Source organism: Roseovarius tibetensis (assembly GCF_050896375.1).
In the GTDB taxonomy this organism is placed as follows: domain Bacteria; phylum Pseudomonadota; class Alphaproteobacteria; order Rhodobacterales; family Rhodobacteraceae; genus Roseovarius; species Roseovarius tibetensis.
Genome location: NZ_JBPBBB010000021.1, coordinates 47,665 through 64,957, shown reverse-complemented (window position 1 = coordinate 64,957; position 17,293 = coordinate 47,665). Strand labels below are relative to the sequence as shown.

Genomic DNA, 17,293 nt, shown 5'->3' with positions numbered 1-17,293 from the left:
GTGATGCCCTGCTCGGAAGAGGAATCGATGAACATTTCTCCCACGCCCGAACGTTTCCTCATCGCAGATCAATAAGGCGAGGAATTCTATGAAGTATGATTACGAAAAGCAGGATGGTAACGAAGAGGTTTGGAAACTTGTGCTGATCGAAGGGCACCCGCTTTTGATTTCCAAAAAAAGGAAATTCGGATTTCTTCCGCGTGACCCGCGGTGCAAGCTCTGCACAGCGCCATTCAAAGGCGTCGGTGGCTGGTTCCTGAGTTCTTTTTTAAGTATAAGACCGTCCAAACGTAATCCGCGGTTCTGCAGCGCCTGCGACGAGTTTCTCAAGGCCTATCCCGGGGGAACCGAAACTCCGATGACCATGATGTTTGTGGACATTCGCAACTCTACAGGTCTGTCATCGCAGATGCCATCGAGGGAGTTCAGGGATCTGGTGTCAAGGCTGCGGAACCTTGCGCTTGAAGCCATGGCCAAAACTGACGGATCAGTTTTGGAATTCATTGGCGATGGCGTGATCGCTGTTTGGCCTCCAGGAATTGCTGGCTGGAATCATGCCCAAAAGGGAATTAACGCGGCGCAGCGCCTGCTTGGTGAAGTGAAGAAATTGGGGCGTGACGGCATCGATCTTCCCATCGGGATTGGTGTCCACACCGGAGAAGCGTTTCTCGGCACGATTGCCGCAGTCAGCAACGACATTCAGGACATCAGTGCCTTTGGCCATGACGTCAATCTGGTTGCCCGAATTTCGGCCGCCGCTCCGGCGGGGCAGGCCTTACTCAGCAAATCGACCTGCGATGCGGCAAAGCACTCCTGTGAGGACACTCAGTTCGAACAAACGGCGCTAAAAGGCATTGAGGGATCCACCTCGGTATTGGTATTGAAGTAGGTATCGAGCTTATACATCCGGAAAACTCGAAAGGTTCGAGTTTACGAAAATATGGGAGGTATATACGTCGCAGTGTATTATTGGCGATAACGCATGTTGTTTCACTGAAATCAGCCAAGACTACTGGTATGAAGTGCGGGGAGTGGACCGGATCACGCCTCGTTTTAGCATGCTTGACGGCATTCTGGCCTGCGAACGGCAGCTTTCGCCATCTGGATGTAGATACCGAGCAAGTGCAGCATTCGCTGCCGTCGCCCGGTTATTGCTCAAAGAAATGCTTCCGCTTTGGGCTGACTGCCGTCATCTGACAATTTTTATAGGCCTTTCGAAACACGGCACAGTCCGCAGCTGCGCACCCACTGACCTACCCTTTCAATGGCCGTTCGTTCTGGCCCGCCGCGCCAGATAGCGGCGGCTCCCGCGCGGACAGCGCCGGTCCGGTTTGAGGTCGGGCTCGCTCCGGCCTCAAACCGGACAATTTTTCAGCCTTCCGGATGCCCAAGGCAAAACCCCCGCCACGGTTGGCGGGGGCTGCAGCTGATCAAAGCGTGATCCCGGGTTTGAGGTTGCCGTCCGGGTCCAGCCATCGGCGCGCTTCGGCGCAGTCAAGGCAGATGCAAGTGCCAGCACCGGCCGCCACCACGGGGGCCAGGAAGATCACCGGGTTTGACGTGCCGCATTTGCGGCACGTCATCGGGGGCAGGACTGCCGGGGCCGTCATGCGGCGGCCTCATCGCGGCGGTCGGCGGTGTCCATCAGGAAATCGGCCGCCTTCTGAGCCTCGGACGCAGCGCGGAAGATCGCGCGCTTGTCATCTTTCATGGCCTGAAGCCAGCTTTCCACATAGGCCGCGCTCTGATCGAACTCCGGCTCGATGCCAAGCTGCGCGCCAAGGAAACAGGCGCCGATCTCGGCCACCAGCTCCTCGAAGGCATAGGCCTCGCGGTTGGCGAATTTCTTGATCCGGTCAAGGCGTTTCTCGCTGCCAGTCCAATGGATTGATTCATGGGCAAGGGTCGCAAAATACCCCTTCGCGTCGTGGAACGTCGCCACGGGCGGCATATGGATGTGATCCTTTGCCAGACTGTAGTAGGCGCGCGGCTCGTCGGTGGTCACGATCTCAGCGCCGGTGCGGGCGAAAAACCCCTCCAGTTCCGGGTCGGCCTCGGTGCCAAGGTCGCGGGCCGGTTCGGGCTGGATATAGTATTCCTCTGACAAACCCTCGATCTGATCGGCGTTGAACACGCGGTAGGCGCGGGCATAGGGGATGTCCTCCTCCATGCCGGCCTCGTTCTCGCGCTTGAACGTGCCGTATTTGACGACCGTGGCGGATTTCTCGCCCTTGCGAACCTGCGCGCCAAGTTCCTGCGCCTGCTTGTAGGTCATCCAGCGGCTCGACAGGTAGCCCTGCTTTGCCGCCATTACCCAAAGCATCAGCACGTTGATGCCGCGATATTCCTCGCCGTTGTGCCGGGTGGGAAAGGCAATGCCGGACGTGCTGCCGGTCCACGGCTTGCGCCATGGCGGCGTGCCAGCCTCGATTTCAGCGATGATCGTGTCGGTGACATGGGTGTAAACGTCAAACTTCGGTGCCATGTGTGGCCTCCCTTCAAGGTGACGCGAAAGGGCCCTTCCCTTCCGCCGATGGGCTGCGCCTCGGCCACCTGATCTGACCGAATACGCATGTATTCGGCGGAACAGAGTGGGAGAGGGCGAAGCCCGACCCACGGCCCTGAACGGGGCTGTCAACCAGCCACATTTGCGAAGAAAATGTCTGCCCCAAAAACCGGCGCCAATTTGCGCCGCGAGGAATGGCTCGCCCGCGAGACAGGGGAAATTGGCGGCTGCTTTTGGGGATGGCGTGTGGTTGACCGACCCGGTCAGGGCTGTTGGGCGGACCAAACAAACACAAAGATGCCTGAGCCGGGGTGAGCGGGCCATAGGCCCGTCGATCCCCTGCGAAGTCTGCCGCCTCAGCTGCCCGCGCGCATCAGCGCGGGTTCAATAAAAAAGGCACCGCGAGGTGCCCTGAAAAGATGTTCTGTTCAAATGTGGGTAAGCTCAAAGCCTCATTTGCGGAAGATGCCGGCCTCTTCCTCGAGCTGCTTGATGCGCTGCTCTATAAAATCCTGGATCTCGGCGCCCATCTTGCGGCCCGTCGCGCTGCAGGCCGTCTTGAAGCGGGTATGCATCGACGCTGGCAGATCAAGGCTCAGCCGTTTCATCGGCTCGGTCGGCCGTGCCCCAGCGTCCCCATCCACCGGACGATCATGTCCCGCGCCGCCTTGCTCGTAGGCGCTGATCTGGTCATCCGTTGGCGGCTTGGGCTTCGGCGCCGTTGAAAACGTCTTCTTGGGCATAAGCGTCAATCTCGGTTGTGAGTGTTTCGATTTCGTCAGCCGCGCGGCTCCCCGGCGCCCATTCGAAAATGGTCTGGCCCATGGTCAAACTCTCGGCAAACGCGACGCGCTGCTCGATCTCCGCGTCGAGGATTGGGATGCCTGCCTCTGCGGCCATGGTACGGATTTCGCGGCCGATCACCGTTTTCCCGATTTTGCGGGAAACCACGAACCCACATTTGAGGGCGGGCTTGAAGTCCTGCGCCTCACGGACCTGCTTTACCGTCAGATCCGAGGCCCATGCCGAGAGCCCTGAGGGCTCGATCGGCAAGACAGCAAAGTCCGAGGCGATAATGCAGGAGCGAGCCACCTCTTGGGCGTGGGGTGGCCCATCGATGATGGTGTGCGTGTAGTCCGCCGCGAGTTTCAAGGCGTCACGCGCCATATTCGCCCGCGCCATATTCACCACCTGAAACGGCGCCTCGTCACGCAGGCCGGCCCAGGTGCTGGCCGAGGCTTGCTTGTCGGCGTCGATCAAAAGCACCTTTCGGCCCCGTCGGGCCAACTGCGCCGCGACATTCACGGCCAGCGTGGTTTTGCCGACGCCGCCTTTCTGATTGAGGAACGAGATAATCATACGTGAAGCGTCTCACAATGGAGGGTATGTGTAAATGTAAAAACCCACATTTTAGCATATCATGAAGTGTGGCAAGAGCTCTTTGGCATGCTCGAAGCCTCTTGGTTTCAGATGGCTTGGGGCTCAGGCACCACCCTGCACCTGCGCGCGGTTCTTGATCGCTACGGACACTGGAGCAGCAGATGCGCACGTCTTGTGTAAGCGGCTCACTGCAGAGCGGACAAAATCACAGGACTTCAGGCCCAAGATCATCATCCCCCGACGCCAAGCCGTTCGGCCACATCCTCGAACCCCGGATCAGCCGCGTAGATGCGCTCGAACTGCTGGCGCGCCCGGGCGCGCTGGCCAGTCTCATCGTACAGCACCGCCCGGTCGTAGCGGATCTGATGCAAGAGCCCATCGGGCCGGTCCTTGCGGCGGCGGTTGGCCAGGGTAAACACATCTATCGCGGCATCCGGCAGGCCCAGTGCGGAGAGCGCACGGCCGCGATAAAGCAGGATCGCAGTATCGACCGGGGTCTTGTTCTCCACATGCACCGTGGCGCGCACCACCCGGTCCATGAGGGAGCGATCGCCGGGCGTGTCGAGCGCCAGTTCCACGAAGGACAAAAGCACCACCGGATCGGTCGGGTCGAGCTCCATCAACCGCTCGACATGCGCCATGGCGTCATCATGGCGGCCCTCGATCTGCGCGATTTCCAGCAGGGCCAGCCGTGTGCCCCGTTCGCGCGGGAGGATGTGGGCGAAGATATCCTCGGTGATCGGCAGGCTGGCTTGCGCAGCGATCTCGTATTTCTCGAACAGCACGCCCAGATCTGAGAGGCGATCCAGAGCATGGTCAAAATGGGCCTTGGCAGCGTCGAACTCCTCACAGCGCAGCCGGATCAGCCCAGCCATCCAAGCCGCATCAGGCAGATCACGCGCCTCTTCCAACGCGGTGAGTGCCGTGTCCTGATCCCCCTCGTTGACCTCGCGAAGGCCATCGACGAAGCGTTTCTCGTCCGCCGGGGTGAAAAGCCGCTGGAAGAACCCGAGGGTCAACCGGTCCTGCGCCGCCACCTCTGGTGCAGGGGCCGCGCCGCCGCGGCCCGCCCGCTTGCGATCATGAACGGTATAGAACAACCCCGTCCCGGTAAGCCCTGCCGTCGCCCGATTGCCGCGCGGGCTGATGGTGTATTTCGCGCCCTGCGGCCCAATAGACAGCGAAGCCATCGACTTCGACAGGTTAAGGGTCACGCCCGGGGCAAGGCGGATGCGGCGCCAGAAGCGGAAACTCACGCTGCACCGTCATCTGTATTTTGGGGAACATACGTCACGTAGAAGTTCTTGACCATGCGATGCTCTTGAAGCCGATCTCCAAGGTTGAACCCTTCACGCTTCACCGGTGGCTGGAAAATATCGAGCCCGCGATCAAGCACGATCTTCCAGCCCGTATCCGTTACAATATCCCGCGAGTGGGCCGTACCGCTGCCGTCGAATGCCCAAGTGAAATCGACGCCCGTCCCGGTACAGGCTTCCGTAATGCTCTCGAGCAGTTCCCGCTGCCTGATAAGATTGCCGTCATCAGGACCGGTCACCAAGTGAACCGCAATCTGATCTTCCGGCGCCTTGCGACGGATGACCATCTCAACGAACTCCATCATATTGCGAACCTGATAGAAAATCCGGATGTAAGGATCGGTCACGACGATCCGGGTCGCGCCATCAATGTAGGGACCGAACAGCTTGTCATAGCTGACGCCCTTGCGGTTTTCGGTATAGACTTGGTGACCTTCTTCGAGCTTTGGACCGGCCGCCGACACCGTGTCGCCAACTGCCTCCCTTACGGTTCCATCCTCGCGGTCAACCACGACTGCCTCTTCCCTCTCGTTCGGCTGTGCCTGCGCTTTCGGATCCTGAGCCGGTTTGAGGCTGTAGAATTGCGGAAACTCGTCTTCCTCCACGGTCATCACGTGGCGTTTCTGACCATCGGGCCCCTTGTAGTAGAACTCCACAGCAGGATAAGTCGGATCGATCCGAAACAGCTGATCCTTCACACGCTTGCGGCTCTCCATCGCGAGCCGAAGGAGTTCCTCGACCTCATCAGAGGTTTCCCCGCCATTCGGGAAGATCAGCTTCAGTAGTCCAGAGACCGTCTTGCTGACGGCAGTCTCGTCGCGCTCAGAGATCCCCTTGCCGAACTCGAAATGCGCGCGCGCACGGTTTGAGAAATCCTCTTGGCGCAGATTACGCAGGATTTCCGCGAGGTAGTCCACGATGAACCCGAAATCCGACGTGAACATCTCGCCACGGATCACGTCCACCTCCCACCCAGGCAGGTAGGCATGCAATCGGTCGATGAAGGCCGAGTCGTGGAACTGGGCAGGCAGCGCCTCGAACAGATCACTGTTCTTCAGCATGAATGGCACGTTGTGATCGGTGTTGCCTACGAAGGCGAAACTGGCCTCGGCCCCCATCGGGCTGACGCCTCGGGAGAAGGTCTTGTTGGCCATGTAGTTCTTCATGATGTCGACCAGGGCCTTGTTGGCCTTCTTCTCGCGGCCGGCGAACTCGTCGAAGGCGACGACATCCCAGTATCCTACGAGGCCGATGCGGCCATTCGAGTTGTTCACGAAGAGCTTCGGAACCGTGACCTCGCCCCCCGAGATCAACTGACCATGGGGCGAAAATTCCGAATAGATGTGGGACTTACCCGTCCCCTTAGGACCCAGCTCGATGATGTTGTAGTTCCGCTCGACGAAAGGGATCAGGCGCATCAGCTGTAGCAGCTTGCTGCGTCGACCGAACGCCTCGGGGTCAAGGCCGATCGACTGCATGAGCAGGTCGATCCACTCATCCGTTGTGAACCGGTCCCGGGCCTCTTTGTAGCCTTCATAGTCCACCTTGGCGATCTGGATCGGCTTGATCGCCTCCAGGATCCAGGGCGCCGTCCGGGCGTCATCCGAGAACTCATACTGAACATCCGCGATACACCAGACCCCGGTCACCAGGAGTTTGGGGTGCGCCTTGACCGTGCCGCTGTCCACTGCGACCTTCTTGATGCCGAGATTGTCAAAGGTTGCCTCGTAACTATCAGTTTTCTCGTTCAGGCTGACACTGACCTGGTCGATGACCTTATAGCGCCCTTTCTCCTTGATCGTGGACTGGATCAGGCCCGCCTCGTTGCGATGGACGTAGTGCTTTCGCAGGATGTCCTTGACGGTTTCAATCCCAGTAGAGATCGACGCCTCGTCATCGGTCGCGCAATACTGGCCCAGAAGGTATTCGAGCACATACGTCGGGACGATCGCGTTGCCCTTTACGGCCTTCACAAGGTCCTTGCGGACAACATAGCCCGCGAATTCCGTGTTGATCTTGTCATCTAGCGTGCTCATCGCGCCTCTCAGAAATCAAAGTCCGTTGTAATCCCACGTCGCAGCTGGAACCGGTGGCTGGCGTAATCCTCGAAATGCCGGGTTTTGCCGACACGCTCACGCAGCTTCAGGAAAACGTCCTGGTTGTTGAAGTTGTCGGCCTCGCGAGACAGCAGGAGCTTGAACGGTTGTTCGCGTTCCCGCGGATTGTCGGACGCGAAGTCGAAAGTCAGGTCGTGTTCATCCGAGATCAGGGTGCCGTCCGCGGCATAAATCCCAGCCGAAATCTCGCGTGGGTGCAGTTTGTCCGAGACTGCCTGAACTTGATAGAATGTGACAGCGGTCTGCCCCGAAGAGATCAGGCTACGGCCAGGCACAATGATCTGGACCTCCACCTTGCCGATATCGGCCTCCCGCTGTTTACCGACGCGCAGGATCGGCACGAGGATTTCCTGAAGGCTTGCCCCGCCATGGACAAACCGGCTCCCGGCGCCCTTGACGCGCATTCGGTTGATCGAATTCGGGATCAGGATGTCGAGGTCCCCGGACAGGCCTAAATCACCAGCCTGGAAGCGTTTCATGCCCGCTGTCTCTTTTAGGCCGCGACCGATCACGAACCTCCGGTTCTTGACCATGATTTCATCGCCAGTCGGATCAGCGACGGAAAACTCAGCATCGTCGAGCTGCCTGTGCTGATACAAGAACCCATGGTCGGCCGTGATCAGGATGTTCGAGAAATTCGCGGTGGTGAGTTTTCGGACAAGCTTGGTCAGATCCGCGATCGCGTTCTCTGCCGCCTCGGGCAGCCGCTCCTCGGTGGCGAGCTTGTCCCCCATCGCATCGATGCGGTTGTGGTAAAGGTAGAGCACCTCGTGGTCGCGGAAGATCTGCTTTCCGTCATCCGCCTTCAGCGCCATGAAGGCGTCGGCCTTCATGGCTTTCACGCGATCCCCGTCGCGACCACGGCCGAGGATCTTTTCACGGTTCACTGTCCCCTGGGTCGGCTCGCCGAAGGAGGACACACTGGCATCGTCGGACAGGGTCAGGTCCTTGTTCGGGAGAAGCGCTGCCATGCCCAACTGCGTGTAACTCGGCAGGGCCCCGATCATCGGTTTCAACTCCGCGTCGAACCGGTTCAGCTTGCGGATCTCGCGCAGGCACTCCTCGGCCACCTCGTAGCGCAGGGCGTCCGAGATGATCACAACGACCTTCTGATCGCGCCGTCGGAACCCGGCCACCTGGTCGCGGTAGAAATCGACCTGCCGCGGCAATCCTGGCACGGCCCACTCAGACAGGCGCGCCACCTGATCCTGCCATGCATCATTCACTGTCAGCAGGAAGCTGGTCGTGTACCGGTTCTCAACGCTTTCGAACAGCGCGCTCAAGAGCGATGCCTGCCCGCTCTTCTGCATGTGGTAGATGAATTTCCTGTAGAGCTGATCGAGCTTGTACCAGCTCGCCACATACCGCTTCACCCCCTCCTCGGGGCTGGTCATGCCAAGGTTCGCCTCCGCCAGCGCCTGCTGGAACTCGGTGGCATAGCCGATCGCCTGGTAGATATCCGCGTAGGTTCCGTACCAGTGGCTTTGCCGGCGTGCGCGGACGGTCTTGAGCACGTTGGCGGCGCTTACCGTCTGGGCGGCCATGGCCGCAACGAGCGATCGGATCAAGTGGCGGTCGATCTCTTCGAAATGATCCACCCCATGAAGGGCGCGCAGTTCGCGGTCCGCGAGATCCTCGGGGATCTTCAGGATGTCCTGATACCGCTTGCTCAGCGTCTCGAATGCCTCGCCCCAATGGCGGTTGTTCTTCCAGCGGCGGAAGACCAGCAGTGCCTCGGCGTTCAGCGCGCCATCCTCCTCCAGCGCACGGTGGTAGGCCGACTGGAACAGGGTGATCGCGAAATCCTCGAAATCGGGCTCTTCCGGCGCATAGCCATAGGCGTTCTCGACCTGCTTCCAGAAGAATCCGGTGAGCCCGGCCCGCTCCATCAGGCGCATCGCGTCGTCGCGGCCCTCGGCGAGTTCGCCCAGCAACTCCTCGATCACGGTGTCCAGCGCGCCATCGGCGCCGGCGCAGACGGCCAGCATGCGGCGCAGCACATCCGTCTTCGTGTCCGACGGCGTGATCAGCCGCTTGAGATGCTCGATCCGGTGCCTCGAGCGGTAGAACTCCATGTGGTCGCGCACGACGTCCTCGAACTGGGCGGGGAGCCCCAGCTCGGCCAGCCAGATGGCCGCCTGGTCCGCCTTGAACACCGCATGGGCCAGCTGCAGGTCCAGCAGCCAGTTGTCCTTCATCTCCGGCTCCGGGCCCTCGTGGAACGCCAGGAACCGCTGCTTCGGCTCTTGCCGCAACATCCGGTACTTCAGGCCGAACTCGTTGTTGGCGATCTCGACCTTCTCGACGCCTGGCAGATTCAGCGCCTCGAACTCGCCCCGCATGTCACGCGCGGCATCGTACCAGAAGACGATGCGGTGCTCCTCGAACAGGCGCTTCAGTCCGTTGGCGATCCGGTCGCTCATGAAAGCCCCGGGATCTTCTTCAGCGCCGCTCCGAATTTCGGGTAGTTCGCCTTCACCCCGTCATCGAGGTCGATCTCGATCTTCTGCTGTGCCAGCGGGAAGATCACGTCGCGCTCCCAGGCGTGCAGCTCGTCGATCTGCTTGGAGACCACGCCCGCGTCCTTCAGCGCCTTTGTGCGCTGGCCTTGCGTCGCGGTCGGGTCATCGGCCAGCTTGTCGAGCCGGGCGCGTTCGCCCTCCAGCTTGGTGATGAACTCACGCAGGTAGTCGTTGAGCAGGACCGACACGGTGTCGGGCCGATAGCGGTGCATGTAGATCAGCGCGTTGAACGTGCCCTTGGGGCTGGAGAACATCCAGTAAATCGGGCGTTTCTTGTACCGCTTCACGTGATCGGCATAGAAATCCTTGGTGAAATACTTGCGGATGTCCTTGCCGAGCGCGTCCTCGATATTGCGCAGGTTCTCGCGGAAATGCGCCTCGCCAAAGGTCACGCGCAGGAACAGTCGGAAGCGGTCGGTGATGTCGTCGGCAAACCAGTCGGCGTCGAGCACGGGGATGACGTTGTCACCGTCGGGCATGAAGCTCGGTTCGGGAACGCGGGCCAGGTAGTCCTCCTGCCGCTCGCCCTGGTTGGCGAGTATCAGGCCCGGCGCGTCGAGGCTGTAGCGACCGAACATGCAGCCCACGGCATAGCTGAGGAACTCGGCCATGGTGTCGGCGCGCAGGCGGGTCTCGTTGGCCTCCACGTCGTTTTTGATTCCATAGCGATAGGCGGGGTTGCAGGTGAGGGTGATCTCGTTCAGCGGCACCTCGGGGGTCAACTCGTCTTGCAGACTATAGGCGTCGATGAAGATGCGATTGTTCTCTTCCTCTAACCGCTGCATCTTGTCCGTCGTGCCCTGCCAATGGGCGCGGAGGGTGGCGTAGCTGTCCTCCAGAGTCTCGCCGCGATGATCCGGCGAGAGCAGCGGGAGCGTGGTGAAATCCCAGGAGGTTTCGTAGGCATCCCAGTCGGCACGGGCAAGCGCAACGCAAGCAACTGCGGTTTGTAGGTAATCAGCTTTCAAGTCTGGGACAGGAATACGTTTTACATCGCCGATCTGATAGTGAAGCGTGGGGTTTAGGGTCATCAGAACCTTGGTTGCGACGCGGGAGTTCAGGTAGGCGAGCAAAGCTTCACTTTGCTGCGCCCCGATCACACTTGGCGAAACATCATCGAACCATACGTAGTCGTCGGCAAACCGATAACTCGGTGTTCCAGTGGAAAGGCCGCTCCAAACGAAGTGCGGCTTTTCATAGAACTTCATCGCACCCAGGCCAGCCCCGTCGAAGTTTTTTAGGACAGCACCATTGTGGCGCCAATCAACGACATGCATTGCGGAGCCGAACCATCTACGAGACTCGCCTGCTTTGTCGTATTTTTTCCATCCATTCGCGTCGTTAGCAACTTCGAACCAGAAACGGAGAAATCGATTATTGTCCCCGGTAAAAATGCCTTTTGTGACCTTCTCGGCGAGTTCCTCAACAACCCAATCTGAGTCGAACACCGCCCGAAAGCTATTTGTTAGCCAATACGCGATTGGCTGGCCAGGCAACTTGGTAATCTCGGAAACACTTGCAGAATATCGAACATCTTTGGATTGATGTTCCTTTGCGTCTCGTGCCAGTTGCGCTTTCTCTGTTTCGTTGCTGCCGTCAACCAATCGAAGGTATGTCCCGTGTTGGTCCGCGGAATAGTAGTTGCCAAAAACAAAGGCAGTTGTGGAAACGACTTCGCCTCCGATAGTGTCGAATGCGCGAGGGCCAAGATGGGCCATCGACTGCAAACAGGCGTTTGAGAGTAGATTCGACCTGAGTTTCTCGAAAGAAGATAGAAACATCCAAGACTGCATGTTGATCATCGCCATCGAGCCGCGCGTGACACTCATTCGAAGTGCGCGCTCCATGAACATGGCGAAAAGATCGGATTTGCTGTCCGGGTAATATGCTTTCGCAAAGCTCTGAAGAGCCGGGTTCATCCCTTTTCCGCCCATATACGGCGGGTTGGCCACCACCACGTGATATTTCGGAGACAGCGCTTCGGCCATGCGCAGCACGGCCACCACACGCTCCTGCACCTCTTTCAGCAACAGGTCGCCGCCGAAATCCCGCGCCTCGACCACCCGCAGCGTCTCTGCCGGGTCGCGCAGCTTCGGCACGATCAGCGAGCCGAAGTTCTTGACCTGCTCGAACTGCCCCAGCGTCTCGCGCAGCTCATCGGTGAACAGATCCTTGCCCACCACGGCGGCCACATCCCGGACATCCTCGGGCGTAAAGCTCACGTTCTGCAGCACGCAGATGTCAGGCTTCGTCTCCATCCGCAGGAACCGCCGCCGCCCCAGCTTCGCCGCCGCCTTCATCGCCAGCGCAAAGGCCGCGAGCGCCCCCGCGCGGTCGTCAATCTCCACCCCCGCCAGGTTGTGCTGCAGGATCAGCGCCGGGATCTCGGTCGCGTCATATCCCTCTTCCTCGTAGATGGCGTAGAGCAGGTCAAAGGCATAGGTCAGCATGTGCCCCGACCCGGCGGCGGGATCGCAGATGCGGATGTCTTCGGGGCGGGTGATGCGCAGGAAGTCCGTCTCGGGCTCTTCCGGCGCGATGTAATAGTCCATCCTCTCGGCCAGGCGGCTGCCCGGCCGGTTCAGCAGCCAGAGCCGCCCCAGCGAATTCTCCACAAGATAGCGGACGATCCAGTGCGGGGTGAAGAGCTGCGTCGCGGCGGGGATGTTCTCGGCCGTGATCTTCTGGTTCTTCTTCAGCCCCGCGAAGACCTGGTCCTTCTTCTCCGAGATGTAGAACTGGTAGAGCCAGCCGATGATCTCGACATCCTGACAGGCGTCCTCGGTCATGACCTTGCGGAGTTCGGCGAGGATGGAGGTCTGCGATAGAAGATCCTCGGGCATGAGCAGTTCGGTGTAGTCGTCGATCTTCTCGAACAGGAACGGCATGTGCTTGTGCCAGCCGTTGCAGGCGTGGACGAGCAGCAGGCGGTAGGCCTCGGCCTGCGGGTCGTTCGACGGCGTGCGGTTTTCCAGCAGCGCGGCGATTTCAGTGGGCGCGCCGTCGGGAAGGTTGCCGGCCAGCGCCTCGGTCAGGATCTCGGGCCGGGTGGCATTGTCGGCGGGGGAGACGACGCGCACCTGCGTATAGCCATTGGCATCCATGAAGCGCAGGGCGGTGAAGCGGTTGAACCAGGTATAGGCGACCTGTTCGATGACCTGTTTGCGGTCGGTTTTGCGTATGGCGTTTTCGAGGTCTTTGACGGCCTGTGGATGCTCCCGCCGCGCAGGCGCACCCTCGGCCAGCACGAGGTCAAGTTTCGAGGTGACCTGATCGATGAGCAGATTGCGCGCGGCCTGCGCGAATGTCTTGAGAGCGCCAGTATCCATTCAAACGATCACTTTCTTGCCCGCGTGGATCTCGGCCAGCAGGGTCTTCTTGAGTTCTTCGACGTAGGCGTCCACGTCCGCGTCGTCGGCCAGGTACGGCTTGGCGAACGTCACCTTGACCTGTGAGGCATTGACGTAGCTGGGCGGCTGCGGGGCCGGGCCGGGGGCCTCGTTGACGCCGCTCGGCGTGGGGCCAGGCGCGGGGCGGTTCATCCGGTCAATCTCGCCGATGACCTCCGCCAAGAGGTTGTTGCGGATGTCGTTGGACCTGTCGCGCAGCACGGGGATGAGCTCGATCCGGTCCAGCCCGGTCTTGCGGGTATTGATCCGCGCGGTGACCTGTTGTTGGCGCTCCTCGGGCAGCGCCTGGAATTCCGCCATCTGGGTGACCTTGGCCGCGACCTCGTCCACCGCTGCCTCGACTGCCTTGCGTTCCTCGAGGACCTTGAGATCAACCTTGTTCTTCAGCTCATAGAGATCGGTCTTGAGCAACTGGATCGCGGTGCCCTTGTAGCACTCTGGATCGTCCAGCGTCCTGCGCAGGGCCTGTGCCGCCTCGGCGTCAACGTAGTCGAGGTTCGCGCCCTGCCGCGTGAGCGTGTCGCGTGCATCGTCGTAGATGCCCTTTTGTGCGCCTGCCATGAAGGACTTGATCTTGTCGTAGACGTCCTCCTTGGCGTCCAGAAGTTCATCCTCGGCCTTTGCCGGCTCGGTGATGTACCACACCGCGGGTTTGCCCTTCATGGCCTTGAGCCGGTCTCGGAACGGCTCAAGCGCCGTCATGAAGGGGTAGTCGTGTTTCTGGCGGGTGAGATCATCGACCTCGGCCTCCAGCTCATCGACACTGGCCGCCCACTCGGCGCCGATGCTGCGCGCATCCGTGCCACCGGCCGGCTTCGAGAAGAGCTCCTGATAGAGTTCCTTGGCCTTGCGGATCTGGGCCGCACTGAACTCGGCCTGCGGAGTCAGCAGTATATTGGGCAACGCATGGCTGTTGGAGAGCGCCTTGGCCAGGTCGAGCCCTTCGGTCACCGTGCTGTCGACCCGCGCTTCAATCTTGCCCTTTGCGACAAGGCTGCCGGCGAGACAGAGCACCGCCGTTATTGGCCAGCCATAGGGTTTCATGGTGAAGCGCTCGGTCAGGTATTTCGCCGAGACCTTCACGCCGTTGCGCGCCTGCGCGTTGATGAAGCTGAGGACGTCCTGTTCGGCCTCGTTTACGCCGCCGCCATCCTCGCCGAACAGCCCGCTTTCCGCTTGGACAGCCTTGTTGATGTCAGCCTCGGTATAGCTGACACTGCGCAGCATCGGCAGGTTGGTATAAACCTTGTCGACAAGGCTTTGGAACGCCTTGATGATCCGGTCCTGCGCATCCTCACCGCCGATATCCAGCTCATCCCCGCGCACGAACATCCGCGCGGCGCCCATGAGTTTACGCAGGCGCATTTCCAGGCCTTTGGCTCGACGTGCGTTCTGCTCGCCTTTTTCCGCCACGATCCGATCACGCCCCGGCTGTGGCGAGCCGCTGCGTGCCTGCCGGATGAATTTGTCAGTCTGCTTGTAGAGAATGAGGTCGCGCACAAAGGTCGCGTCCGCTTTCATTAAAACGACCAGCTCTTCGTGGGACATGCTTTTCATGCGCACCGCCTCAGCGTGGTCCACGTCATCGCTGAACGGAGAAATCAGGTTGATTGACAGCTCGTATTCCCGCCCGAGGGCGTGATCATCGAGCTTGCGGGTGAACGGGTAGTCATGCCCTGTCGTAGCATGCTTGATCTTGCGATGGCGCAGGACCGTGTCGAACGCGAGGGCCTCAAGCTCCCTCGAAACCTCCGAAGGGTCAACGTCGAGCGCCTTGATCTCGGCTTCGACGTCCTTTTCCTCGTTCGTCAGGAACTCGTAAACATCCCCATTGCGCTGGATCAGCGTGTTGCGCTCCAGAACGCCTAAGGCCTCCTCGATCCGGCGCTTTTGCTTCACCTGATCCGCGTCGAATTCGGAGAGGAGAAGCACACTGATGTTTCGCACAGATGGCTTGAACTCTTTTACGTACTTCAGGAGGAACAGAACCTTCAGAACGCGCACCGCAAACGGATCCTCGAGGTTCCGCTCGGCGATCTGAATGCTTTGCTGAACGGAGGATTTCAGCGCCGACCGGATGCCCTCGAACATTAAATCGAAGGTCGCCAGCCCGCCGATAGGCTGATCTTTCAGTTCCTTTGCGACCTGCTGGAAAACCCCCAACATCGACCGCTCCCCCACCGAGCTGTGCCGCCCCTCGAAGGCGTTGTGCTGCGACAGTCCCGTGATGGCCATCTGGAACAGCGTGTATTGATAAGGCGGGAACGGGTAGCTGGAGATGAAGTGATCCCGGTCGCGGTAATTCTTGAGCTTGATCGACCCATCAGCAAAGTCGAACAGCGTTTTGAGGTTGTTTTCCTCACGATCATGCAGGTTGCCTAAGGTGACCGTCCCTTTGTCGGTTTTGGACAGAAGGCGCTTTTGAATGACCTCGGCCACATCCGCAGAGTTCAACGGGACCCGGTTGCTGAACCGCGCTTGGATTTTCGAGAAGTCGTTCTCCTGCTGATGGGTCATGTCCCCGATTACTGATGACATCTCCTGCTGAGCTGTCACGATGATCCAGGCCTGACCTTTGCATTTCGTGTTGAGGCTTTCCGCGATCGTCTGCAGGTTCGTCATCAGCTTGACGTTATCCGCGATGTACTGCCCAACCTCGTCGACAAAGAAATTCAGCCGAAACCCCTGCTCCTGCTGGTCGATCCAGGCTTTTACTGTGCCTGCGAAATCCTCGATCGAGACACGCGTATCCTTGCGGTACTGGGTGAGGATGTCCTTGGCATCGGCCGGATTTCCCCCGGTGACTTGCGCGAAAGCGGTGGCAATGTTGGGCGCTTCCAGCAAGGCCTGTTCTCGACCACGTTCCCAGGATTTGCCCGCGGCCTTTTCAAACGCGTCTTTGAACGCATCCAGCAAACCGCGCCCGTGAAGGTCCCGCTCAAACTGCGCGATATGAGGTTGCTTACCATAGAACCCGCAGGACTCATCGAAGACCTTCTGGAACACCGCCAGCAGCGCGTCTACATCGGTCTTGGAAATAACATCGGCCTTCTGGTCGATGTTGAACAGAATGGACTTGGACGGGATCGAGACGGCCTTCTGCAAAGCCCCGCTCAACATCGGCTGGTTTTTCAGCTTATCACCGAAGATTTCAGCAGCGCGACGCCCATCCAGCTCACGGTTTTCCAGCACAAGCGCCAGCATCTTAAGCAGGTGTGATTTTCCCGAGCCGAAGAAGCCCGAGATCCAGACACCATTCGATGTGTCGTAATTGTTGTACGCCTCGAGGAAGTCTTCGAGCCGCCGGGCGATCTCATCCGTGATGACATACTCGTCCAGCTCCACGCCCAGGCTGGCCTCGTCGTCGGCCTTGATGACCCCATCGATGGGGCGATCAACCGGCTTTTCGAAAATGTCTTGGAGTAGCTCGGTCATTGTATCAGACCTCGTAATTCAGAATGTTGAAGGCGCGGTAGTACTTGTCGTCGTGCAGGCGACCGAAGAGATCGAGCGACGCACCGGTCGCGAGCTCATGCGTGTAGCTCCCGGGGAAAAACAGAACGGTCGGGGCGTCCTTGGCTGTGCTCTGCAGGTTGTTCAGCACGTTGTGCGATCGGATATAGGGGTAGACCTCGCCCACGCCGGACAGAAAGATAACGTCGTGCGGGGTGGTCTCGAGTGCCCCGCCAATCTTGGGGATCAGGTGCGCCTGGGGGTCGAGCACCCCTTGAAGCAGCTCCTTGAACTCGGACTTATCGGTCTCCTGTTCGACCTCAAGGATCTGATCGAGGATGTCGCGTTCACGCAGGATCTCGATGGTCAGATCGTAGAGGCTGAGATCAAGCACCTTCACGCCAGCATGTTCGGCCCGGGTCACGAGATCCCGACGATCTTCCTCGACCCCGACAGCAAATTCCGCTGGAAACGGACAGATGAAAAATGGCACCTCGTTGCCCAGCCCCTGTTTCTCAAGAAACCGATCACTGGTCACCACGCGGAACAGATGCTCTGCCAGTTCCTTTCGGTTAAATACGCTCTTCAC

Annotated in this window: 11 protein-coding genes; 1 reads left to right on the top strand and 10 read right to left on the bottom strand. The window is 59.6% G+C overall.

Annotated features, from left to right (window positions below; all coding sequences use genetic code 11):
• Window positions 1-88: 88 nt before the first annotated feature.
• Entirely contained in the window at window positions 89-889 is an 801-nt protein-coding gene (locus tag ACROSR_RS13705; protein WP_432685987.1) for an adenylate/guanylate cyclase domain-containing protein, read from the top strand.
• Window positions 890-1,430: 541 nt separating this feature from the next.
• Here ACROSR_RS13705 and ACROSR_RS13700 read toward each other — a convergent pair.
• From ACROSR_RS13700 to ACROSR_RS13655, 10 genes are all read right to left on the bottom strand, one after another.
• Window positions 1,431-1,610, bottom strand: a complete 180-nt coding sequence (locus ACROSR_RS13700) for a hypothetical protein (protein WP_432685985.1) — start codon at window positions 1,608-1,610, stop codon at window positions 1,431-1,433.
• Complete coding sequence (locus tag ACROSR_RS13695) at window positions 1,607-2,485, bottom strand: ArdC family protein (RefSeq protein WP_432685983.1); 879 nt, start codon at window positions 2,483-2,485, stop codon at window positions 1,607-1,609. Before ACROSR_RS13695 ends, ACROSR_RS13700 begins: the two co-directional genes overlap by 4 nt.
• Window positions 2,486-2,958: 473 nt before the next feature.
• On the bottom strand, window positions 2,959-3,114 hold the full coding sequence (locus ACROSR_RS13690) for a hypothetical protein (protein ID WP_432685981.1): 156 nt from the start codon (window positions 3,112-3,114) through the stop codon (window positions 2,959-2,961).
• Window positions 3,115-3,196: 82 nt separating this feature from the next.
• Window positions 3,197-3,865, bottom strand: a complete 669-nt coding sequence (parA, locus tag ACROSR_RS13685; protein ID WP_432685979.1) for a ParA family partition ATPase — start codon at window positions 3,863-3,865, stop codon at window positions 3,197-3,199.
• Between the two features lie 251 nt (window positions 3,866-4,116).
• Window positions 4,117-5,142, bottom strand: coding sequence for a DUF4236 domain-containing protein (locus ACROSR_RS13680; protein ID WP_432685977.1), 1,026 nt, complete (start codon window positions 5,140-5,142; stop codon window positions 4,117-4,119).
• The gene (gene brxL, locus ACROSR_RS13675; RefSeq protein WP_432685975.1) at window positions 5,139-7,238 is read right to left on the bottom strand and encodes a BREX system Lon protease-like protein BrxL; all 2,100 of its coding nucleotides are present in this window, start codon (window positions 7,236-7,238) and stop codon (window positions 5,139-5,141) included. Before brxL ends, ACROSR_RS13680 begins: the two co-directional genes overlap by 4 nt.
• Window positions 7,239-7,246: 8 nt before the next feature.
• Entirely contained in the window at window positions 7,247-9,742 is a 2,496-nt protein-coding gene (pglZ, locus tag ACROSR_RS13670; protein ID WP_432685973.1) for a BREX-1 system phosphatase PglZ type A, read from the bottom strand.
• The gene (pglX, locus tag ACROSR_RS13665) at window positions 9,739-13,170 is read right to left on the bottom strand and encodes a BREX-1 system adenine-specific DNA-methyltransferase PglX (RefSeq protein ID WP_432685971.1); all 3,432 of its coding nucleotides are present in this window, start codon (window positions 13,168-13,170) and stop codon (window positions 9,739-9,741) included. Before pglX ends, pglZ begins: the two co-directional genes overlap by 4 nt.
• Window positions 13,171-16,686, bottom strand: a complete 3,516-nt coding sequence (gene brxC / locus ACROSR_RS13660) for a BREX system P-loop protein BrxC (RefSeq protein ID WP_432685969.1) — start codon at window positions 16,684-16,686, stop codon at window positions 13,171-13,173. It abuts the gene before it with no gap.
• Between the two features lie 4 nt (window positions 16,687-16,690).
• Window positions 16,691-17,293, bottom strand: coding sequence for a DUF1788 domain-containing protein (locus ACROSR_RS13655; RefSeq protein ID WP_432685967.1), 603 nt, complete (start codon window positions 17,291-17,293; stop codon window positions 16,691-16,693).